Origin of the sequence: Pantoea sp. B_9 (genome assembly GCF_008632015.1) — a bacterium.
Classification (GTDB): Bacteria; Pseudomonadota; Gammaproteobacteria; order Enterobacterales; family Enterobacteriaceae; genus Pantoea; species Pantoea dispersa.
Genome location: NZ_VWVL01000006.1, coordinates 1 through 21630, shown reverse-complemented (window position 1 = coordinate 21630; position 21630 = coordinate 1). Strand labels below are relative to the sequence as shown.

Genomic DNA, 21630 nt, shown 5'->3' with positions numbered 1-21630 from the left:
GATGTTTGCGCTCTCCGGCATTGCGTAATGACTCAAAGAATAGCAAGCGGTGCGCGGGAGAGAGAGGGATATTTGGGTGAAAAATAAGGGGAGTTCCGGTTGCTGCCCACGCGATCGGCCCTTCTCCCGCAGGCGGGAGAAGGCTGGAATGAGGAGCAGCGCGCAGCTACCTACCTCTTCTCTACCGCATCGAAAAACAGCAGGCTCACGCCGATGCCCTGCTGCACGTGGCTGACATTATTGCGCACCGCCACCTGCTGCGCGCCCTGCAGCATTACCACAAACGGCGAATCCTGCTGTACGCGCTGTTGCAGCGCGGTATACAGCGCGCGGCGCTGGCTGGCGTCGCTCTCACCGGCTGCGGTGCGCGTCTGCGCGCTCAGTTCGGGAATTTCCCAGCCGACGCGCCACGCCAGCGTTTTAGAACCGCCCGGCACGTTATAGGCAAAGGCGCTGGCGTTGGTATTCGGATCCACATAGTCGGCGCCCCAGTAAATAAAGATCGACTGGAAATCACGGCCGCGCATTTTGCCCCACAGTTCCGATTCCGCCACCGGCTGCAGCTCAATCTGCACGTCGGCTTTGGCAAAGCTGGCCTGCAGCGCCTGCGCCACGTCGATGTACGGCGGCTGATTGATCACCGTCAGCGAGAATTTGCTGCCGGGCCTGATACCGCCCTGTGCCAGGATCGCTTTAGCTTTGGCCACATCATAATGGAACGGCTGATTCTCCAGCGCGCCATCAAAGCCCTGCGGCAGGAAGCTCTGGTGAATACGGTACTGGCCTTTCAGCAGATCGCGTGAAATGGCGTTGTAATCCACCAGCCAGCGCGCCGCCTGCCACAGCGCCGGATTACCCAGCGCCGGCTGCGCTTTGTTTTGCGTATTAAATGCCAGGTAATAGACCAGGCTCGACGGGAAGGCCTCAATGCGCAGCTGCTGGTCGTTTTTCAGCGCATCGATCTGGTCCGGGCCCAGCTGGTACGCCACATCGACATCGCCCTGCTGAATCAGCAGGCGGCGCGCACCGGCATCGGCCACGCCTTTTAGCAGGATGCGTTTCAGCTGCGGCTGCGGGCTGGCGTGCGGATTTGCGCTCAGCACCAGCGCCTGCTGCGGCACATATTGCTGGATGCTGAATGCGCCGCTGCCCGCGGAGTGAGTGTGCAGCCAGCCGTTGCCGCTGTCGTTGGCGGTAATGTGCTGCTGCACGGTTTTGCTGTCCACCACCGAGGCCACCGGCGCGGTCAGCAGGCGCAGCGCCAGGTCCTGACCAATCTGCGCCGGCCACTGAATCTCCAGCTGATGATCGTTCACCGCCCGCAGCTGGCTGGCGATGTTGTCCGCCGTCCAGCCAAACTCAGCGAGAATAAACGACGGGGCTTTATTGAGCTGCACCGCGCGCGTCAGCGAAAACACCACGTCCTGCGCGGTCACCGGGTTACCGCTAACGAAATGCGCATCCGGTTTCAGATTGAACACCAGGCTGTGCGGCGTGCTGCCGGGCTGCCATGAGGTGGCGAGCAGCGGCGCGAGTTTTTGTGGCGCATCGCGATCGGCCTCTACCAGAGTCTGATAAATATTGCGCTGCACGCTGTTACTGACGGTCTCAAAACTTTCTGCCGGGTCGAAGCTGATAATGCCGTCGAGCGGCACGGCCACCACCAGCGTGTCTTTTGGCGTGGCGGCCTGCAGGGCAAAGGCGCTGCTGAATAAGGTGAAGAACAATAAGAGTGCTCGCATCATGATTATCCTGAGTAATTGATGCGACGACTTTATCGCTGTCGTGCTGCAGGCTAAATGCCGGTTTGTTCTGAGCTGTGCCGGAAATAACAATTAATACCGGCAATTAACTAATCGGATATTTTGTGCGCGCGCTGTCATATTCAGGAAATAAACCGCTCAGACGTTGCGCATTGAGCCAATAAGCGGTTATTGATAAGAATAAGCTCTGGTATGGAAGTATGATTTTTTCTGATTAATTAAGCTGAGCGACTATTTCTCGCGCCGATGTGTTTCAGTCATTTGCCCAGTCTCTGGCTCTAATCTCCTGGCATTTGTACGGTTAAAAGCGCAATTCCCGCTGCGAAAGCGCGTCCACAGCGTATGGCAACTTTTCGTAAGGTTGATGGTTTCTCATCAAAACACATTTCTAATTTAATGCTTACATCCTGAAATATTTGTATCCATAAGATTGCCAGCTTGTTTGCCGATTTATAAATCTATTAACAAAAATAATTCCCTTTCTTAGCAAGTGAGAGTCGTCGCGCCATGCTTTTAGAAAAACCGACCACCAGACGTAAGTTTTTACTTGGGTCGTTGCTGGCTTTGCCATTAAGCGACCTGGTTTTAAAAGGACTGACTGCAGCCCAGGCTGCGGAAATGGCAGCACCGGACCTTGCCGACTATAAACCGATCTTTTTTAGCGCTGAGGAGTGGCAATTTATTCTGGCCGCGACCGATCGCCTGATCCCCGCCGGTGGCAACGGCAAAGCGCCGGGTGCGCTGGAAACCAACGTGCCGATCTTCATTGACCAGCAGCTGCACAGCCCGGAGTTCGGCGCAGAGATCTACCTGCAGGGGCCGTTTGATGTGCACGCGCCCGCCACCATGGGCTATCAGATCCCGTTCACGCCGCAGCAGATATATCGCACCGGCATCAAACTGGTGGAGCAGTGGACGCAGAGCACCTACCACAAAGCGTTCTCTCAGCTGACGCTGGTTGAGAAAGACGCGGTGCTGACCAAAGTGAATAAAAACGACGGTATCGACTTCGCCGCGCTGGGCGAACCGAACCTGAAAGCTTCGCAGTTCTTCAGCCAGCTGCTTTCCGATACCAAACACGGCTACCTCGCTGACCCGATGTACGGCGGCAACAAAGGCATGAAAGCCTGGATCGCCATCGGCTTCCCGGGGGCACGCGCCAGCTTCACCGAATGGGTGAAGCAGCACAACGTGCCGTATCCGCTCGGACCGGTCAGCCTGATGGGCGAACGCGCCTGAATCCCCGTATTTGGTATGTGAGACAGAAAAACATGGCACAGATTACAAAGAAAGAAGTCGACGTCGTGGTGTGCGGCCTCGGCTGGGCCGGCTCGCTGATGAGTATTGAACTGGCAATGGCCGGACTGGACGTGCGCGCCCTTGAGCGCGGCGGCGAGCGCGACTACCCGGATTTCGCTTACCCGAAACCGGCCGATGAGTACGCCTATAACGTGCGCAACAAAGTGTTCGCCACGCCAAAAGAAGTGGCGGTCACCGTGCGTTACAACATGGACCAGACGGCGCTGCCAACCCGCAAATGGGGCGCATTTGCCCCGGGTACCGGCGTCGGCGGCGCGGGCATGCACTGGACGGCGGTACTGATTCGCCCCACGCCCACCGATATCAAACTGAAAACCTACGTCGATCAGGCCTATAAGCCCGGCATCCTGCAGGATGACATGCGCGTGATGGACTTCCCGTTCACCTGGGATGAGATCGAGCCGTATTTCTACAAGTTTGAGCTGATTTGCGGCCAGTCGGGCACCACCGGCAACCTGCGCGGGCAAATTCTGGAAGGCGGCGATCCGTTTGAAGGCCCGCGTTCTGAGCCGTATCCGCTGCCGGCGCTGGACGATACGCTAAACAACGTGATGTTCAAAGAGGCGGCGAAGAAGCTGGGCTATCATCCGTTCCCGAACCCGTCAGCCTGCGTCTCGCGCGCGTGGAAAAACCCGTACGGCAACCAGATCGCTCCCTGCAACTACTGCGGCTACTGCTCGAAATATCCGTGCCTGAACTACTCAAAAGCCTCACCGCAGACGGCGGTGATGGACGCGCTGAAGCGCATGCCGAACTTCTCCTATGAAGTGCACGCGGAAGTGTACAAAGTGGTGCTGCACGACGACGGCAAAACCGCGAAGGGCGTACTCTATTTTGACGCTGACGGCAACGAAGTGTTCCAGCCGGCGAAGATTGTGGTGCTCTCCAGCTTCCAGCTGTACAACGTGCGCCTGATGCTGCTGTCCGGCATCGGCAAGCCCTACAACCCGATCACCGAAGAGGGCGTCGTCGGGCGTAACTATGCGTTTCTGTCCAACGGCGGCGCCACGCTGTTCTTCAAAGACAAAAACTTCAACGCCTTCGCCACCGCTGGCGCGACCGGTCAGATGTTTAATGACATCTCGCCTGGCAACTTCGACGGTCCGGGACTCGGCTTCCTCGGCGGCGCCAAAATCCACAGTTCACAGGCGACCGGTACGCCGATTGGCACCGCGCTGCCGAAAGGCACACCGAGCTGGGGCATGGGGTACAAAGAGGGGCTGGAGCAGTGGTACAACCATTCGATGAAGATCAGTATTACCACCACCTGCCAGTCGTACCGCGATATCTATCTGGATCTGGATCCGCACTACACCGACCATCGCGGTCAGCCGCTGCTGCGCATGACCTTTAACTGGAAACAGAACGAGCTCAAGCTGCAGCAGCACCTGAAAGGCATCGTTGGCGATATCGCCAAAGAGCTGAATCCGGACAGCATGAGCATGAGCTTCCTGCCGATGGGCGCTGATTTTGACCTGACCAAATACGTCTCTACCCACAACGTGGGCGGCGCGGTGATGGGCGACAACCCGAAAACCTCGGCGCTGAACAAGTACCTGCAAAGCTGGGATGTGCACAACGTATTTGTGCCGGGCGGTAACGCCTTCCCGCAGAACTTCCAGGCGAACCCGACCGACACCATCGGCGCGATTACCCTGATGGCGGCGCAGGCTATTAAAGAGCACTATTTGCAGAATCCCGGCCCACTGGTACAGGCATAAGCACATGAAATTAAAATCATTGTTAATCGCTCACGCGGTGCTGCTGGGCAGCTGTGCGGTGCAGGCGCAGGCAGCAGATGACGCATCACTGATTAAAAAAGGCGAGTATCTGGCGCGCCTTGGCGACTGTATGGCGTGCCATACCGTAGCCGGCAAAGCGGATTACGCTGGCGGGCTGGCGATTGAGTCGAACCTCGGCACCATTTACTCCACCAACATCACGCCGGATAAACAGCACGGCATCGGCAACTACAGCGAGCAGCAGTTCTCGGACGCGGTGCGCAAAGGCGTGCTGCCGGACGGCTCGCGCCTTTACCCGGCGATGCCGTACCCGGATTACGCCAAAATCAGCGATGAAGACCTGCACGCGCTGTACGTCTACTTCATGCAGGGCGTGAAGCCAGATAGCGCGCAGCCGCCGGAAACCAAGCTGAGCTTCCCGTTCAGCCAGCGCTGGGGCATGCGTTTCTGGAACTGGGCGTTTACCTCAGATAAGCCGTTCCAGCCGATTGGCGGCGCGTCAGCGCAGGTTAATCGCGGTGCTTACATCGTGGAAAGCCTCGGCCACTGCGGTAGCTGCCACACGCCGCGCGGCCTCGGCATGAACGAGAAGGCGCTGGACAGCAGCGACGATCGCTTCCTCGCCGGCGGCAGCCTGAATAACTGGGAGGTGCCGTCGCTGCGCGGTGTGCCACGCTGGAGCGAGCAGGAGATTGTCGATTATCTGCAAACCGGACGTAACGATAAAGCCGCGGTGGGCGGCGAGATGACGTCCGTGGTGGAGCACTCCAGCTCGCACATGACGGATGCCGATCTGCATGCGATTGCCGCTTACCTGAAGTTCCTCGGCGGCAATCCGCCGCTGCAGGCGTACGACGTGCAGGCGCAGCAGAAGACCGAGGCGAAGCTGACGGCGGCGAAGAATCTGAGCGAAGGCGAGCGTTTGTATCTCGACAACTGCGGTGCCTGTCACTTTGTCACCGGCAAAGGCGCACCGGGGATCTTCCCGGAGCTGGATCAGGCCACTATCGTCAATGCGCAGGATCCCAGCGGCTTGATTCACACCATTCTGGCCGGTGCGCAGCAGCCCTCAACGGAGAAAGCGCCGTCGACGCTGGCCATGCCGCCGTTTGCGTATCGTCTGACCGATGATGAAGTGGCGCAGCTGGCCACCTTTATTCGTCAGGGCTGGAGCAACCACGCGCCGGCAGTGACGAAAGAACAGGTGGCGGATGTGCGGAAAACGCTGCACTAAAACGTAGCGGCGCGATCTGGCGCGCTGTCCTGATGGCAATGCCCGGCGTCGCGAGATGGCGGGCATTGCGCGATGAATCGCGCCGCTACCGTAGGGTGCGATTTTTTATTGTTTAATGAAACGTGTGCGCCACTTCCAGCACGCCGTTGATGACAAACTGCACGCCCATACACACCAGTAAAAACCCCATCAGGCGCGAAATCGCTTCGATGCCGCCTTTGCCGACCAGCTTCATGATGGCGCCGGAGCTGCGCAGCGAAATCCATAAAATCACCGCCACCGCCAGGAACGTCAGCACCGGCGCGATGGCCACCACCCACGCTGGGAAATCGACGCCGGCTTTCACCGTCGAGGCCGAACTGATGATCATCGCGATGGTGCCCGGTCCGGCGGTGCTCGGCATTGCCAGCGGCACAAAGGCGATATTCACCGTTTCGCGCGGATCGTCGCTGGCGTCGAGTTCGTCCAGCTTGTGTTTGGCCTCAACCGAATGCCCGACCGGTTTGGCGGGGAACAGCATGCGAAAGCCGATAAAGGCGACAATCAGCCCGCCGGCCATGCGCAGGCCGGGAATGGAGATACCAAAGGTGTGCAGCACCGCGTTCCCGGCATACCAGGCGACCATCATAATCAGGAACACGTAGATCGACGCCTGCAGCGCCTGGCGATTGCGTTCCTGAAAGTTCATGTCACCCGCGAGGCCGAGAAACAGCGCTACGGTGGTTAACGGGTTAGCAAGCGGCAAAATCACCACCAGGCCGAGCCCGATGGCTTTGAACAGTTCCAGCATGATTTATTCCCTGGTTAATATCAGGCGCGCAGCTTCCAGCGCAACGGTCGCCATGAATGGCGACCCTACAGTATCCTGTGCACCGATTTTTTCGTAGGGTGCGCATTTATGCGCGCAGCTGCCAGCGCAACGGTCGCCATGAATGGCGACCCTACAGTACCCTGTACACCGGTTTTTTCGTAGGGTGCGCATTTATGCGCACCTGGACAGCATCAATGCTTCGGCGTTTCCATCGCTTCCAGCAGCTCGGGGAAAAAATCTTCCAGCAGATCCGGCGTCATCAGCTCGGGGTAATGAATCAAATGCTCGCGAATGCGTTCATTCACGTCTGGCAACAGGCGCTGGGCGGCGTCGCTGGCGCTGATTTTCTTCTGCTTCATCAGGCGCAGCACGTTATCCGGCAGGTTATCCTCATCTTCCTCGCTCTCTACGCCTTCCAGATCGTCCAGCTCATCCAGCAACTCCATCAGCGCTTCAATCTGCGGCGTGCGTGACTGATACTCTGCCGGCTTCTCATTCTCCAGATAGCGCAGCAGCGCGCGCACCGGCGAGCCGTCCGGCGTGGCGGGCGGTTCACTGGCGAACCAGCTAAGCAGCGCATGCTGGCTCACCTGATGTACGTGATAACCGTTGTCCACCAGCTCATCGGCGAGGATATCGGCGGTGTCGTGCTCAATCAGGCAAATGTGGGTGCGACCCGGCGTGAACTGCTCCAGCCACTGATAAATCTCCTCAATCACGCTGTCGGCGTAATGAAACGTCTGGCTGAGGTAGCTGTCATCCGGCTGGTGAACGCAGATGCGAATCAGGTCGGGATCGAAGTAAATCGCAATGTTGATGCCTTTCATGCGCGGTGTCCTGTGTGGTGCAAAACCTCACTATAGCGTCAGGGCGCGCAGAAAAACATGCTATCGCCAGCAGCCGCAGCCACTGGCGATAAAAATTACCGCAAATCAGCACGATCCAGCCCGTAAGCGCTGTCGAGCGCGCCGGGTGCCATCTGCGACAGGATCATCAGCCGGTTCCAGGTATTGATCACCGCGATCTTAAAGGTCAGCTCGCTGATCTCCACCTCGGAGAAGTGCGCGCGCAGCTCACCGTACAGCGCCTCGTCAACGCCGTGCTCGCCAATGCGCGTCAGCGCTTCGGTCAGGGCAAAGGCGGTTTTCTCGCGCGCGCTGAACAGCGGCGATTCGCGCCAGATCGCCACATGGTGCAGCCGCAGCTCATGCTCGCCGTCAATCGCCGCCTGCTTGATGTGCATGTCAAGGCAGAACGCGCAGTGGTTGAGCTGCGAGGCGCGGATATCCACCAGATGCCTGAGCGACTTCTCCAGCGACGCGCTGGCGACGCTATTCGACAAATCCGACATCGCTTTGGCCAGCGCCGGGGTGGTTTTGAAATGGTTAACGCGTTGAGTCATGATTTTCCTCCGTCAGAACAGACGTTCAATGGTTTCGAGTGCTTCGGGTAACGCGCGGGCACGGCTGAGCGGGTCGTGCGTGCCGTCGACGCGGATAAACTGCACATCGCTGATGCCGATGTACGCCAGCGCCGCGCGCACGTACGGCGTGAACTGGTCATCCTGCATAAAGGGCCCGTGGGCAAACACGCTGCCGCTGGCCATCACGCAGTAAACTTTTTTGCCGCTCACCAGCCCGACTTTGGTGCCTTCGGGGGTAAAGGCGAAGGTGCGGCCGGCGCGGGTAATATGATCGAACCAGGCTTTCAGCACCGACGGCAGCCCGAGGCTCCACATCGGCGATGAGATAACCAGGGTGTCGCAGGCAAACAGCTGATCCACCAGCCGTTCCGAGGTGCGAATGGCGTTACGCTGCGCTTCATCACGCGCCTCCGGTGGGGTAAAAAAAGCCCTGATGGTGAAAGCATCGAGATGCGGCAGCGGCTGTTGCGCCAGATCCAGCACCGTCTCGTGCAGATCGTGATGGCGGCTGCGCAGCTTTTCGATCAGACGCGCTGAGGCGATGCGCGACGCCGATCCCGCCAGATCCGGGCTGACTTTAATGTGCAGCACATTCATGCAGTGGTTCCTCATACGATAGAGCGATAAAAATGCAGGCCGAGCGCCTGATAGCCGCAGCGCTGATAAAACGCCTGCGCCCGGGTGTTACTGATTGCGGTATCCAGCACCATGCGGCTGCAGCCGTACTCACGCGCCAGCACCGCTAAGCCGTCGAGCAGCGCGGCGCCGAAGCCCTGACCGCGCAGCGCGGGATCGCTCACCAGGTCATCGACGTAGCAGAAGCTGCCATGGATAAAATTCTCCAGCAGGCGATAACCGGCCAGCACCGTCGGCTGTCCCTGATGTTCGATACCAGCGAGGCGATAACCCTGCGCCTGCTGACGCTGCGCCTGGGCGATAAACTGCGCCTCATCCGCCAGCCGCCCGCGCAGTGCACGCATCAGCGGGTAGCAGCGCGCGAGTTGTTCTGCGGTGGCGTAATGCACAATCTTCATGGCTGTCATCCGTATTGCGGGGGGAATGCCTGCATCTTAAACTGCTATGTCTGAGCGAACAGGGCCATTACGCGTAAAAACAGGTAGGACATAGCGCCGTGGCTGAGGAAGGAGTGACGCGTGGGTTACAAAGAGATTTACCAGCGTTTCCGGCAGCAGATTATTGCCGGACAGCTCCGGCCGGGCGATCGCGTACCGGCGATCCGCGTGCTGGCGGGCGAACTGCAGGTGGCGCGTAAAACGGTGGAGGCCGCCTATGAGATCCTCATCGGTGAAGGCTATTTTGTCAGCCAGGGCGCGAAGGGTACGCGCGTTAATCCACAGCTGAAGCTGGCGAGCGCAGCCACGCCACCGCGCGCACCGGCGACGACGCCCGCGCTGCTGCCGGTGACCGAGGGCAAAGGCGAGCTGCGGCTCGGCATCCCGGCGCTGGACGAGTTTCCGCACAAAAAGTGGCGGCTGATGTCGGCGAAAGCGGCGCGCAGCCTGCGGCCGGACGAGATGATGATACCGCCGGTGATGGGATATGCGCCGCTGCGGGCGGCCATCGCCAGCTACCTGAACATTTCACGCGGCCTCAACTGCCAGCCGGAGCAGATCTTTATCACCAGCGGCTACCGCGCCAACCTGCGGCTGATTCTGGCGGTGCTGGCGCAGCCGGGCGACAAAGTGCTGTTTGAAGATCCCGGCTACTTCTTCGGCCAGCAGCTGCTGAAGCGCATCGCACCCAACCTGCACTATGTGCCGGTGGATGGGCAGGGCGTCGACGTGGAGTATCTGCTGCGCTATCACGCCGACGCACGCTTTGCGGTGGTGACGCCGACGCACCAGAGCCCGCTGGCGGTCAGCCTGTCGCTGCCGCGCAAACATCAGCTGCTGACATGGGCGCAGCAGCATGACAGCTGGATTATTGAGGATGATTACGACGGCGAATTTCACTACACGCGTAAGGTGATTCCGGCGCTGAAAAGCCTGGATGTGCACGACCGGGTGATCTACACCGGCACCTTCAGCAAAACCATGATGCCGGCGATGCGCATCGGCTATCTGGTGATGCCGCAGCACACGCTGGCGCAGTTCGGCGAGCTGGGCGAGATTCTGGAAACCGGCCTGCCGCTGCTGCCACAGAAGATCCTCGCGCAGTTCCTCAGCGAAGGACATTTTTATCGCCATATCAAAAAGATGCGCATCCTGTATCAGCAGCGCCGCCGCATGATGCTGGAGGCCATCGAAGCCAGCTTTCCGGGGCTGTTTACCTTTGAGCTGACCGACGGCGGTATGCACATCGTGGCGTTTCTGCGGCGCGGCACCCAGGACGTGGCGCTGGCGACGCTGTGGGCGCAGCAGGCGCTATACGTGCGGCCGCTGTCGGGCTGGTACGCGCAGACGCAAAAGCGCTATGGCCTGGTGATTGGCTACACCAATATTCAGTCGTTTGAACAGGCGAGGACGCTGCTGGCGCGCGTGGCGAATGAGACGCGGACATTGCTGGCGGTATAGCGGCAGCGTGGGGAGAAGAGGGCGCGGGGGACAGCCCGCGCCGGCTGGCATAAGGTGAGTGGCGATTCAGACGGCAGGAAGGCGGCCCCTGAACCCGCGCGAAGGAATCACATGCCGATGTATTTTTTGCCCTGCTTAAGCACCACATCGCAGGCTTTGGTTTTCAGCTTCTCACCCATTGGCGAGTTGCTCAGGCTCTGCAGATTCAGCTGCTGACCGTTGCCGGTGTTCAGCAGGCCCTGCAGCCCCTGCTGGTAATCGGTTTTCTGCTGCTGCGCAGTGGTGCTGCTCAGGCCCAGCTTGCTCAGCACCTGATCCTTCACCGACTTCACGTTGTTATCCACCACGTTGTGCTGCACGCAATACTCCATCACGCCGGCGGCATTGGTCATGCTGTTGGCGCTCACCGCTTTATCGCCGCCGTTCAGCAGGCCGCTGAGCGAAGAGAGCGACAGTCCGCCGTTCTGCGTATTGCTGGTGGTGGTGTTGCCGCTGTTCTGCTGCGACAGCTGCGATGCGGCGCTGCTCAGCTGATCCTGCCAGCTCGCCGCCGATGCGCTACCGGCCACCAGTGCCGCCGCGATACCCCATCCCCAAACTAACCGTTGTGTTGCTTTTTTCATCTCAACCTCGTTGTGCTTATACGTCTGACTGCGTCAGTTGTGGTTAAGAGGCATGTGGCGGCAGAAAGTTCCGGAGAAGTGGCCGCCGCGCGCGAGTTTGGGAGTGTTCCGGAGGCGACTGCCGGGGTTTTGCGCAGCGTTTTTGGCAGCGCTGCTTTTTTCGACGCTTAGCGCACATCCCCATCGATTCCGGTTGCGCCGCAAGCGCGTAACGGTATAATCGCCCACGTTTTCCGCATCCTCTTCAGTGCCGAAGTGGCGAAATCGGTAGACGCAGTTGATTCAAAATCAACCGTAGAAATACGTGCCGGTTCGAGTCCGGCCTTCGGCACCATCGGAACATCAATAGACGTCAACGGACGTCTTTTTTTGTGCCTGAAATCCAATATCCGCAAGGCTTTCCTCGCTTTTTCACTCAACCTAAGTCAACCTGATTCAATCTACATCAACTTACTGATGCGGGTACAGCTGCGGGTATATCGCGGTTCGATAATGTTTGTACCCACACAGAACCCTTGAAAGGATACTCATCATGGCTCTGAGTGATGTGAAGGTTCGTTCGACAAAGCCTGAAGCAAAAGCCTACAAACTGACTGACGGCGATGGCATGGTTTTGCTGGTTCACCCCAACGGCTAAAAAACTGGCGGCTTCGTTATCGTTTTGGCGGTAAGGAGAAGATGCTGGCGCTTGGGAAATACCCTGAAGTGTCGCTGGCGGATGCCCGGGCACGCCGGGATGAAGCCCGTAAGCTGCTAGCTAATGGAGTCGATCCCAGTGAGAATAAGAAAGCCGTTAAGGTAGAGCAGGAGCAAGAGGCGATAACGTTTGAAGTGGTTGCCAGAGACTGGCATGCCAGCAATCAGAAGTGGTCTGAGTCGCACAGTGCTCGTGTGTTAAAAAGTTTGGAAGATAATCTCTTTGCTGCCATTGGTAAGCGGAACATTGCAGAACTGAAAACGCGAGACCTACTTGTACCCATCAAAGCTGTCGAGTCATCCGGACGACTCGAAATCGCTGCCCGTTTACAGCAGCGAACTACCGCAATTATGCGCTTTGCCGTTCAGAGCGGCTTAATCGATTACAACCCCGCGCAAGAGATTGCCGGTGCAGTTGCTACGGCGAAAAGACAGCATCGTGCTGCTCTCGAACTCAATCGCATTCCTGAACTACTTCATCGTATCGATCACTACTCCGGCAGGCCGTTAACCCGGTTGGCCGTTGAACTCACCTTGTTGGTTTTCATCCGTTCAAGCGAGCTGCGTTTTGCCCGCTGGTCAGAAGTAGATTTTGAAACGGCTATGTGGACGATTCCTGGTGAGCGTGAACTGCTGGAAGGCGTTAAACACTCTCAGCGTGGATCCAAGATGAAGACTCCACATCTTGTTCCTTTATCGCAGCAGGCTCTGGCTATTTTGGAAAAGATCAAAAGCATGAATGGGAACCGTGACCTGATCTTCGTAGGAGATCACGATCCGCGTAAACCCATGAGTGAGAACACGGTGAACAAGGCTCTACGATTGATGGGCTATGACACGAAAACGGAAATTTGTGGGCATGGATTCAGGACTATGGCGTGTAGTTCACTTATTGAATCAGGATTGTGGTCGAGGGATGCGGTGGAGAGGCAGATGAGCCATCAGGAGCGTAGCTCTGTTCGGGCAGCTTACATCCATAAGGCGGAGCATTTGGGAGAGAGGAGGCTGATGCTGCAGTGGTGGGCGGATTACTTAGATGCGAATAGGGTAAAGGAGGTTAGTCCATTTGATTTTGCTAAAATTAGTAACCCTTTGAAATAATTTACAACCTTATTTAGTTGAGTGTGTAGTGGTCATTATCTGCATTTGGATTGAAGATGAGCAGTGCTGCTAATTACTTTTTGTTAGTCATCATTTAGTAAACTCCCCAGCTTACGGCAGGTCTCTTTGGTTTGATCGTAAGCTGGTGTGTAATGAACTGAAATTATTATGTATTATATTCATGGCAATTGTTTATTTAGTCAAAATGAACTCATGGAGTACAGTAGCATTGCAATGCAAAATGCATTACATTTACAGGCTCTAGCATTGAGGGTTCCGCCTATGACTCGCCTTAAAGACGAAACACTTTGTATACGCACATCTGCCGATATTAAACAACTCCTTCGCTTGGCTGCTGATCGTGAACGCCGCTCTGTCGCTTCATTGATTGAGATTTTGATTGTGAATTATGCGAAGGCGCACGGACTAACGCCGGAGCAATCTAAAAATAAAACTGCCGAATAGCTCACTTTTAAATGCCTCATTCAACGAAAACTGCAGCTTAGTCAAGCACAAAAGAAAAGTGATATTGAGGGGAGGAACTCACTAATGAGTACGACTGAAAACCAAATTGAACTAGACCTTCTTGCCAGGCTGGCTGATTTAAAATATACACTTCGACCTGACATTCGTGATCGTGCTTCCCTCGAAAAAAACTTCCGGGCGAAGTTCGAAGCTCTTAATAGGGTGCATCTGACCGATAATGAGTTTCAGCGTTTGCTTGATACCATTATTACCCCTGATGTATACAGTGCCGCTCAGAAACTACGTAATATTAGTAGCTTCGAGCGAGATGATGGAACTCCACTTAACTACAGCCTAGTTAACATTCGAGACTGGTGTAAGAACGATTTTGAGGTCGTGAACCAGTTGCGTATCAACACTGAAAACAGCCATCACCGCTATGATGTTATGCTTCTTATAAACGGCATACCAGCGGTGCAGATCGAGCTTAAAACACTGTCCGTTAGCCCACGCCGTGCTATGCAGCAAATCGTGGATTACAAAACCGATCCTGGCAATGGTTACGGAAAGACACTGCTGTGTTTCATACAGCTCTTCATCGTCAGCAACCGTACTGATACTTGGTACTTCGCTAACAATAATGCGCGACATTTTAGCTTTAATGCCGATGAACGCTTTCTGCCAGTCTACCAGTTTGCCAGCGAAGATAACAAAAAGATTACCCTGCTAGAGAGCTTCGCCGATAAGTTCTTAGCCAAATGTACGCTGGGACAAATGATCAGCCGTTATATGGTTTTGGTTGCTAGCGAACAGAAACTTTTGATGATGCGCCCGTACCAGATCTACGCGGTTAAAGCTATCGTCGAGTGCATTCATCAAAATTGCGGAAATGGCTACATCTGGCATACCACAGGTTCAGGTAAGACGCTGACTTCGTTCAAAGCATCCACTTTGCTCAAGGATAATCCAGACATCGAAAAATGCCTTTTTGTAGTGGATCGTAAAGACTTGGATCGCCAAACCCGTGAAGAGTTTAACCGCTTTCAGGAAGGCTGTGTAGAAGAGAATACTAACACGGAAACACTGGTGCGCCGACTTTTGTCCGACGACTATTCTGATAAAGTTATTGTCACGACTATCCAGAAGTTGGGTCTGGCGCTGGATGGCACAAATAAACGTAACTACAAAGAGCGTTTGGAGCCGTTGCGAGACGCTCGTATAGCGTTCATCTTCGATGAATGCCACAGATCGCAATTTGGGGAAAATCATAAAGCTATAAAAGAATTCTTCCCCAACGCCCAGCTTTTTGGCTTCACAGGGACGCCCATCTTTGAGTCGAATGCTAGCTACCAGCAAATCGAAGGCCAGCAAGCCAGCCTACGTACCACTAAAGACTTATTTGATCGGTGTTTGCACCAGTACACCATCACTCATGCTATTGAAGATCGCAATGTTCTACGCTTTCACATAGACTATTTCAAACCCGAAGGAAAGAATCCACCTAAGCCCGGCGAAGGGATAGCTAAATCTAAGGTTATCGAAACCATTCTTTCCAAGCACGATTCTGCTACCAACCGACGCAAATTTAACGCTGTTCTGGCGACAGCCAGCATCAACGACGCCATCGAATATTTTGAGTTATTTTCCAGTATTCAGATACAAAATGCGGAAAAAGATGCTGAATTCCGACCATTGAACATAGCATGCGTGTTTTCCCCACCGTCTGAAGGTAACAAAGACGTTCAGCAGATACAGGAAGATCTGCCTCAGGAGAAAGAAGATAACCAGCAAGATCCTGAAGGTAAGAAAGCTGCACTTACCCGTATCATTGCCGATTACAATGCCCGTTTCGGGACCAATCATCGCATAAGCGAATTTGATTCTTACTATCAAGACGTGCAAAAGCGCATCAAGGATCAGCAGTATCCCAATACAGACTTATCTGCCGCGCAAAAAATTGACATCATCATCGTAGTGGACATGTTGCTTACAGGATTTGACTCCAAATATCTTAATACATTATACGTGGACAAAAATCTCAAACACCATGGCTTAATTCAAGCATTCTCTCGAACTAACCGTGTACTCAACGATACCAAGCCATACGGCAACATTCTCGATTTTCGTCAGCAACAGAAATCGGTAGAAGGTGCCATTGCGCTCTTTTCTGGTGAGAAAATCGATAACCCGCGTGAGATCTGGCTGGTAGATGACGCGCCTAAAGTGATTGGTAATCTGCAAAATGCCACGCAAAAGCTGGCCGAGTTTATGCAGTCACAGGGACTGGCTAATGCGCCGGAAGAAGTAGCCAACCTTAAAGGGGATGCTGCCAGAGCGCAATTCGTAAACCTTTTCAAGGATATTCAGAGACTCAAAACTCAGCTTGACCAATATACCGATCTTTCTGAAGAGCAGAAGCAGCAGATTGAAAACATTGTACCGCCAGATCAATTGCAAGGATTCAAGAGCGTGTATCTAGAAACTGCCAAACGATTGAAGGAACAACAGGACAAAGACCATACGCCGCCAGAAGTGCAACAACTCGATTTTGAATTTGTACTCTTTGCCTCTGCGATTATTGATTACGATTTTATCATGGGCCTTATTGCTAATCTGACTCAGCAGAAGCCAGGCAAGCTTACACTGAACCGTGAAGAACTCATTGGTCTGATCCAGTCTGATGCCAATTTTATCGACGAGCGTGAAGATATTACTGAGTACATTCGTAGCCTGCCGGTAAATGAAGCATTTACCGAAAAACAGATTCGTTCGGGTTTTGAACACTTCAAGGCAGAGAGGGAGGCTAAAGAACTCAATGACATCGCCGCCCGGCACGAACTTGCATCCGATGCTTTACTGATTTTTGTTAATGAAATTTTGCGCCGCCGTATCTTCGATGGCGAACGTCTTTCCGAATTAATGGCTCCGCTGAATCTAGGCTGGAAAGCACGCACGCAGAAAGAACTAGCTCTGATGGATGAACTGGCACCGTTGTTACACAAACTGGCCCAGGGGCGTGAGATCGCGGGCTTATCAGCCTATGAAGATAGGAAATAATGAGATTACCTTGGGAGCAAGCTGTATGAGTAGCAATGAAAAAAAAACGTTGGTGCCGCGATTGCGGTTTCCTAAATTTCGAAAAGATCCGGAATGGGAAAAGGATAAGCTGGAGAAACTTGTTACAACAATTAGTCCACCTGCGAAACTGCAGTCGACCAGTTATCGTACGCAAGGTAAATTCCCCATAATTGATCAATCTCAGGGACTTATTTGTGGCTGGACTGATGATGAAAGTTCTGTAATCACTGAGCCATTACCGCTCATCGTATTTGGTGACCATACCTGCGTCCTAAAGTTTGTTAACGAACCTTTTGCACAAGGCGCTGATGGTATAAAAATACTTAAAGCAAAACCAACTGTCTCTTCTAAATACTTGTTCTATTCTCTCAGCCATCGCCCGTTGGAGATGGAGGACTACAAGCGTCATTTTTCGACCCTAAAAGAGCGGGTAGTCGTTTTCCCAGACATTGAGTCAGGAGAACAACAAAAAATCGCCGATTCTCTGTCTTCGTTAGATGAATATCTCAATGCAGAAGTGCAGAAACTAGATGCGTTAAAGAAATATAAAAAGGGCCTAATGCATAAGCTTTTTCCTCGCGAGGGTGAAACTGTGCCACGGCTACGTTTTCCGGAGTTTCAGGATATGGGAGAATGGAAGGATAAATCGATTGGTGATTTCGGTGAAATTATTACCGGTAGTACCCCTAGTACGGCCCATGCAGAGTTCTACGGAGGTGATATCATGTTTGTCTCCCCTGCCGATATTTCTGATCTGGGATGGGTTTGCGAAACCAAGACTACTTTGAGTGCTTTGGGGTTTGAAAAAACTCGTCCGGTCAAAGCGAACAGTGTTTTGTTTGTGTGTATTGGATCAACCATCGGGAAAGTTGCTCAAAATGTACGGGACTGCGCAACGAATCAACAGATAAACTCTGTAGTTTCAAATAGTGAACATTCAGGCGGATTCGTCTATTACATTCTTAGCTTGAACGCAAAACGCATCGCCAAACTAGCAGGCATTCAGGCCGTTCCTATCATCAACAAAACCCAGTTTTCAGCAATTAAATTGCTTGTTCCAGAATTTCCAGAGCAAGAGCGTATCGCCAAGTGTTTGTCTTCCCTTGATGAGCTCATAACTGCCCAAGATCAGAAAATCAATGCTCTGAAAACCTACAAAAGGGGCCTGATGCAGCAATTGTTCCCGGTGCTAGACGAGATTCCCGCATGACTTGGCAGACTTCTTACCAGTCAGAGCAAGACTGCATTTTCAGACAGGAGCATTGCGCGCAGGAAGATAATACGTTCGATGATTTCCTACAAGAGCCAGTGGCTGCTTGTCCGAATGATACGAGAGGTCATAACGCGTTGACCGAACATCTGCGTGGGATTAGTCTTACCGGCCTGGGACTGGATGCATTGGAAAAAGTCCCGATAGCTGAGGCACTGGAAACCCGTGATTGGACCCTCGATGAAGCGTTGATCGAAGCCATGCAATTACGCGGGAGGATTAGCTACCTGCTATTTGCCAACGTCTGGATAAGTTGCCGGAGCAAATTTGGGGTGAGGCCTTAGGTAGATGTCTACCGTAAGGCTTGGATGATTATGGATGGGGAACAATGATGAGGCAGAATACTCCGCCTGTATTTCCTGAGCTTGCCGCGCTGGCAGTCCATTTACGCGGTGAACTGGAAACTAAAAAGGTCATCTTACTTTATGCTTATAATGGCACAGGTAAGACGCGATTATCCATGGCTTTCAAGAACATCGGTAAGCAGGAGGAGGCTCGTGATACGCTGTATTTCAATGCCTTTACCGAAGATCTATTTCACTGGAACAACGATTTAGAAGGCGATGAAGACCGACGTTTGCTGCTCAACAAGGAATCAATGTTTTTCCAAGGGCTATTTGATCTTGAAATGGATAACCGTATCCGCCCACTGCTGCGGCGTTATGCAGATTTCGATTTTCGTATCGATTCACAAGGTGAAGAGTGGACTGTGCGTTTCTCACGCATAGTAGTTGTTAAGGAAGAAAATGGCGAAGGCGAAAAAACGGAAATAATTGAAAACATCAAGGTATCGCGCGGCGAGGAAAACATCTTTATCTGGTGTTTTTTCATGGCTGTGATTGAACTCGCGATGGATTCAGAAATCGAGGCTTACCAGTGGGTAAAGTACCTCTACATCGACGACCCCATTTCGTCGCTGGATGAACACAACGCCATTGCTGTCGCCAATCACCTGGCGCAGCTGCTGAAACGGCAGGACAACAAACTAAAAACAGTTATTTCGACGCACCACACCTTGTTTTTCAATGTGTTATGTAATGAGTTGGGTAAAGCTCGTCGGTACGTTGTCAACAAGCATACGACCAGCGGCGGCTTTCTGCTGCGGCCCGAGGAAGGCGACACTCCTTTCTTCCACCACGTTGCAGCTTTAGTTGAACTCTATCAAGCCGTGCAGGAAGATCGCTTATTCACTCATCACTTCAACATGCTTCGCACGATACTTGAGAAGACAGCGAGCTTTCACGGGCACAGGAACTTCTCGGCCTGTATCAAGCAGGGGGATGACGACCCAGACGGTATTCTCCATGCACGCCTGATAAACATCCTGAGTCATGGAAATTATTCGTTGTATGAACCACAGCTAATGCTCGATGAGAACAAGGCTTATTTCAAAAAAATTCTGAACAATTTCCTTAGTAGTTATCCCTTTAATCCCAATTTATTCCCTCAGGTCACTGAGGTGGAAATAGCAGGTACACCATGACCGAATTCGAAAAACAAAAACTGGGTAAGACCCTATGGTCTATCGCTGATCAACTGCGAGGTGCAATGAATGCGGACGATTTCCGTGATTACATGCTTGCCTTCCTGTTCCTGCGGTATTTGTCAGATAATTATGAAACTGCGGCACAAAAAGAGTTGGGACCAGACTATCCTAAACAGAATGAGGGTGAACGACTCCTACCACTGACTCTGTGGTATGAACAAAATGAGCAGGATGTTCCTGAGTTTGAAAAATTGATGCGCCGTAAAGTGCATTATGTAATCGAACCTCAGTATCTCTGGGGCAGTATTGCTGAGATGGCGCGAACCCAAGATGTGAAACTGCTTAATACATTACAAGCAGGTTTCAAGTACATTGAGGAAGAGTCCTTCGCCAGTGTTTTCCGGGGCTTGTTTTCGGAAATCAATCTTGCCTCAGAAAAACTTGGCAAAACATACAGTGACAGAAATGACCGTCTTTGTAAGATAATAAAAGAGCTTGCTGAGGGGCTGAAACAGTTTTCGACAGACAGCGATACATTAGGTGATGCTTACGAATATCTGATTGGTCAATTTGCAGCAGGCTCCGGCAAAAAAGCCGGGGAGTTCTACACGCCACAGCGTATTTCCGACATTCTATCAGCCATCGTCACTCTGGACAGCCAAGAGCCAGCTATGGGAAAACGCTCACACCTAGATAGTGTTTTCGACTTTGCCTGCGGTTCAGGCTCGCTGCTTCTCAACGTGCGTCGCCTGATGGGCCCACACGGAATCGGCAAAATTTTCGGACAAGAGAAGAATATCACCACCTACAATCTCGCACGCATGAACATGCTTTTGCATGGAGTGAAAGATTCTGAGTTTGATATTTTCCACGGTGATACACTGCTCAACGATTGGGATATGCTACGGGAAACTAACCCGGCCAAGATACCCCGGTTTGATGCTGTGGTAGCTAATCCGCCATTCAGCTATCGGTGGGAACCGACAGAGATATTAGCCGATGACGTACGCTTTAAAAATCACGGTCTGGCACCTAAATCTGCTGCCGATTTTGCTTTCCTTCTGCATGGCTTCCATTTTTTAAAAGAAGATGGCGTAATGGCGATTATTCTTCCTCATGGCGTACTAACCCGAGGGGGCGCTGAAGCTCGCATCCGAACGAAGCTATTAAAGGATGGTCATATCGATACAGTAATTGGTCTACCTGCGAACCTGTTCTTTTCTACGGGTATCCCAGTATGTATTCTGGTACTGAAAAAATGCAAAAAGGCAGACGATGTATTGTTCATCAATGCTGCTGAATACTTCGATAAAGGTAAGCGGCAAAACCAGCTGCTTAGGGCAGACGAAATGCCTGACGGTGAAATCGGGCATATAGAAAAGATTATTAATACATATCAGTTCCGTAAGGAAGAACCGCGCTACGCACGTCGTGTTAGCATGGAAGAGATCGAGAAGAAAGAGTTTAATCTGAACATTTCACGTTATGTGAGTACGGCTGAGGCTGAAGAAGAAATCGACCTTGCGTTAGAACATGATAAGCTGGTTTATCTTGATAGCCAGATCAAATTAGCAACCAGAAAACATAACGAATTTCTCAAAGAGTTAGGGTTACCTCTTTTACCATAACTCCCACCGAGTGATTTTTATCAAAATACAATGTCCTTCCCTTACAGGGGAAGGACATTTCATCTTTCCATAAACGTCCCTTTTCATCAAAGGGAGGCAGAGATTGGCCTGCCCCAGTTTTCTTATTTAATAGCCCGACAATTCACATGCTTAAAAGTAATATCCAGTAAATTTTATAAAATCGGTACACTCCTACCTGCTAATCGACTAAATTTCCCGCCAGCGAATAAATCTCCTTATATGTGGAAGTGTTGCGTTTTATCCAGTCATTAATGCGTAATGCCAATTCTTCTGCGCTGCCAGCCCTAGATTTACTGGTTATCTCTCCTTGAATCGCCACGGATAATCTAGACACTTTCGAGCCGTTGATAATATTTGTTTTCGTATTCAGTTGGTGGCATCTGATCGCTCGAGCCATGCCGACGCTTACTGTTATAAAACATTTCGATGTAATCA

At 52.9% G+C, this 21630-nt stretch carries 17 protein-coding genes, 1 tRNA gene and 1 pseudogene; 11 read left to right on the top strand and 8 right to left on the bottom strand.

Features of this window, described 5'->3' with window-relative positions; all coding sequences use genetic code 11:
• Positions 1-170: 170 nt before the first annotated feature.
• Complete coding sequence (locus F3I21_RS17195) at positions 171-1745, bottom strand: ABC transporter substrate-binding protein (RefSeq protein ID WP_370515633.1); 1575 nt, start codon at positions 1743-1745, stop codon at positions 171-173.
• 525 nt (positions 1746-2270) lie between these two features.
• Here F3I21_RS17195 and F3I21_RS17190 point away from each other — a divergent pair.
• From F3I21_RS17190 to F3I21_RS17180, 3 genes are read left to right on the top strand one after another with little or no spacing between them, the layout of a single operon-like run.
• A complete protein-coding gene (locus tag F3I21_RS17190) occupies positions 2271-3002 on the top strand; it encodes a gluconate 2-dehydrogenase subunit 3 family protein (RefSeq protein ID WP_150059401.1) in 732 nt (243 codons plus the stop codon).
• A gap of 32 nt (positions 3003-3034) precedes the next feature.
• Positions 3035-4804 (top strand): GMC family oxidoreductase, encoded by a 1770-nt coding sequence (locus F3I21_RS17185; RefSeq protein ID WP_021506726.1) that lies wholly within the window; start codon positions 3035-3037, stop codon positions 4802-4804.
• A 4-nt stretch (positions 4805-4808) separates the two neighbouring features.
• Complete coding sequence (locus tag F3I21_RS17180; RefSeq protein WP_150059400.1) at positions 4809-6059, top strand: cytochrome c; 1251 nt, start codon at positions 4809-4811, stop codon at positions 6057-6059.
• A 112-nt stretch (positions 6060-6171) separates the two neighbouring features.
• On the opposite strand, the gene F3I21_RS17175 is transcribed toward F3I21_RS17180, so the two are convergent.
• The 5 genes from F3I21_RS17175 to F3I21_RS17155 form a co-directional block, all read right to left on the bottom strand.
• The gene (locus F3I21_RS17175; protein WP_021506728.1) at positions 6172-6849 is read right to left on the bottom strand and encodes a MarC family NAAT transporter; all 678 of its coding nucleotides are present in this window, start codon (positions 6847-6849) and stop codon (positions 6172-6174) included.
• 212 nt (positions 6850-7061) lie between these two features.
• A complete protein-coding gene (locus tag F3I21_RS17170) occupies positions 7062-7697 on the bottom strand; it encodes a hypothetical protein (protein ID WP_021506729.1) in 636 nt (211 codons plus the stop codon).
• Between the two features lie 95 nt (positions 7698-7792).
• Positions 7793-8272 (bottom strand): carboxymuconolactone decarboxylase family protein, encoded by a 480-nt coding sequence (locus F3I21_RS17165; RefSeq protein WP_021506730.1) that lies wholly within the window; start codon positions 8270-8272, stop codon positions 7793-7795.
• Between the two features lie 12 nt (positions 8273-8284).
• Positions 8285-8890, bottom strand: a complete 606-nt coding sequence (locus F3I21_RS17160) for an FMN-dependent NADH-azoreductase (RefSeq protein ID WP_150059399.1) — start codon at positions 8888-8890, stop codon at positions 8285-8287.
• An 11-nt stretch (positions 8891-8901) separates the two neighbouring features.
• Positions 8902-9327, bottom strand: coding sequence for a GNAT family N-acetyltransferase (locus F3I21_RS17155; RefSeq protein WP_150059398.1), 426 nt, complete (start codon positions 9325-9327; stop codon positions 8902-8904).
• A 120-nt stretch (positions 9328-9447) separates the two neighbouring features.
• Between F3I21_RS17155 and F3I21_RS17150 the strand changes: the two genes are divergently transcribed.
• Positions 9448-10827: a PLP-dependent aminotransferase family protein gene (locus tag F3I21_RS17150; protein WP_150059397.1), complete on the top strand. Its 1380-nt coding sequence runs from the start codon at positions 9448-9450 to the stop codon at positions 10825-10827.
• Between the two features lie 107 nt (positions 10828-10934).
• On the opposite strand, the gene F3I21_RS17145 is transcribed toward F3I21_RS17150, so the two are convergent.
• A complete protein-coding gene (locus F3I21_RS17145) occupies positions 10935-11450 on the bottom strand; it encodes a DUF2501 domain-containing protein (protein WP_150059396.1) in 516 nt (171 codons plus the stop codon).
• 249 nt (positions 11451-11699) lie between these two features.
• Between F3I21_RS17145 and F3I21_RS17140 the strand changes: the two genes are divergently transcribed.
• The 7 genes and pseudogenes from F3I21_RS17140 (at position 11700) to F3I21_RS17110 (ending at position 21174) form a co-directional block, all read left to right on the top strand.
• Positions 11700-11784: transfer RNA gene (locus F3I21_RS17140), tRNA-Leu, on the top strand.
• 198 nt (positions 11785-11982) lie between these two features.
• Positions 11983-13247 (top strand): annotated as a pseudogene (locus F3I21_RS17135) (tyrosine-type recombinase/integrase).
• 168 nt (positions 13248-13415) lie between these two features.
• Positions 13416-13712: a hypothetical protein gene (locus F3I21_RS23440; RefSeq protein ID WP_223815714.1), complete on the top strand. Its 297-nt coding sequence runs from the start codon at positions 13416-13418 to the stop codon at positions 13710-13712.
• Positions 13713-13796: 84 nt separating this feature from the next.
• Positions 13797-16769 carry a type I restriction endonuclease subunit R gene (locus F3I21_RS17125; RefSeq protein WP_150059395.1) on the top strand — a complete coding sequence of 991 codons (2973 nt, stop codon included), beginning with the start codon at positions 13797-13799 and terminating at the stop codon, positions 16767-16769.
• Positions 16770-16794: 25 nt separating this feature from the next.
• A complete protein-coding gene (locus tag F3I21_RS17120; RefSeq protein WP_190286106.1) occupies positions 16795-18000 on the top strand; it encodes a restriction endonuclease subunit S in 1206 nt (401 codons plus the stop codon).
• A gap of 388 nt (positions 18001-18388) precedes the next feature.
• Complete coding sequence (locus F3I21_RS17115) at positions 18389-19543, top strand: AAA family ATPase (RefSeq protein ID WP_223815713.1); 1155 nt, start codon at positions 18389-18391, stop codon at positions 19541-19543.
• Complete coding sequence (locus F3I21_RS17110; protein WP_150059393.1) at positions 19540-21174, top strand: type I restriction-modification system subunit M; 1635 nt, start codon at positions 19540-19542, stop codon at positions 21172-21174. Before F3I21_RS17115 ends, F3I21_RS17110 begins: the two co-directional genes overlap by 4 nt.
• A 347-nt stretch (positions 21175-21521) precedes the next feature.
• Here F3I21_RS17110 and F3I21_RS17105 read toward each other — a convergent pair.
• A partial coding sequence (locus tag F3I21_RS17105) for an IS3 family transposase (protein ID WP_146068640.1) occupies positions 21522-21630 on the bottom strand: 109 nt, incomplete at its 5' end.

What these genes read in the sequence shown, in the direction of transcription:
- F3I21_RS17195 (WP_370515633.1), bottom strand. Translation starts at nt 1,745, where the DNA reads ATGATGCGAGCACTCTTATTGTTCTTCACCTTATTCAGCAGCGCCTTT.
- F3I21_RS17190 (WP_150059401.1), top strand. Translation starts at nt 2,271, where the DNA reads ATGCTTTTAGAAAAACCGACCACCAGACGTAAGTTTTTACTTGGGTCG.
- F3I21_RS17185 (WP_021506726.1), top strand. Translation starts at nt 3,035, where the DNA reads ATGGCACAGATTACAAAGAAAGAAGTCGACGTCGTGGTGTGCGGCCTC.
- F3I21_RS17180 (WP_150059400.1), top strand. Translation starts at nt 4,809, where the DNA reads ATGAAATTAAAATCATTGTTAATCGCTCACGCGGTGCTGCTGGGCAGC.
- F3I21_RS17175 (WP_021506728.1), bottom strand. Translation starts at nt 6,849, where the DNA reads ATGCTGGAACTGTTCAAAGCCATCGGGCTCGGCCTGGTGGTGATTTTG.
- F3I21_RS17170 (WP_021506729.1), bottom strand. Translation starts at nt 7,697, where the DNA reads ATGAAAGGCATCAACATTGCGATTTACTTCGATCCCGACCTGATTCGC.
- F3I21_RS17165 (WP_021506730.1), bottom strand. Translation starts at nt 8,272, where the DNA reads ATGACTCAACGCGTTAACCATTTCAAAACCACCCCGGCGCTGGCCAAA.
- F3I21_RS17160 (WP_150059399.1), bottom strand. Translation starts at nt 8,890, where the DNA reads ATGAATGTGCTGCACATTAAAGTCAGCCCGGATCTGGCGGGATCGGCG.
- F3I21_RS17155 (WP_150059398.1), bottom strand. Translation starts at nt 9,327, where the DNA reads ATGAAGATTGTGCATTACGCCACCGCAGAACAACTCGCGCGCTGCTAC.
- F3I21_RS17145 (WP_150059396.1), bottom strand. Translation starts at nt 11,450, where the DNA reads ATGAAAAAAGCAACACAACGGTTAGTTTGGGGATGGGGTATCGCGGCG.
- F3I21_RS23440 (WP_223815714.1), top strand. Translation starts at nt 13,416, where the DNA reads ATGTATTATATTCATGGCAATTGTTTATTTAGTCAAAATGAACTCATG.
- F3I21_RS17125 (WP_150059395.1), top strand. Translation starts at nt 13,797, where the DNA reads ATGAGTACGACTGAAAACCAAATTGAACTAGACCTTCTTGCCAGGCTG.
- F3I21_RS17120 (WP_190286106.1), top strand. Translation starts at nt 16,795, where the DNA reads ATGAGTAGCAATGAAAAAAAAACGTTGGTGCCGCGATTGCGGTTTCCT.
- F3I21_RS17115 (WP_223815713.1), top strand. Translation starts at nt 18,389, where the DNA reads ATGATGAGGCAGAATACTCCGCCTGTATTTCCTGAGCTTGCCGCGCTG.
- F3I21_RS17110 (WP_150059393.1), top strand. Translation starts at nt 19,540, where the DNA reads ATGACCGAATTCGAAAAACAAAAACTGGGTAAGACCCTATGGTCTATC.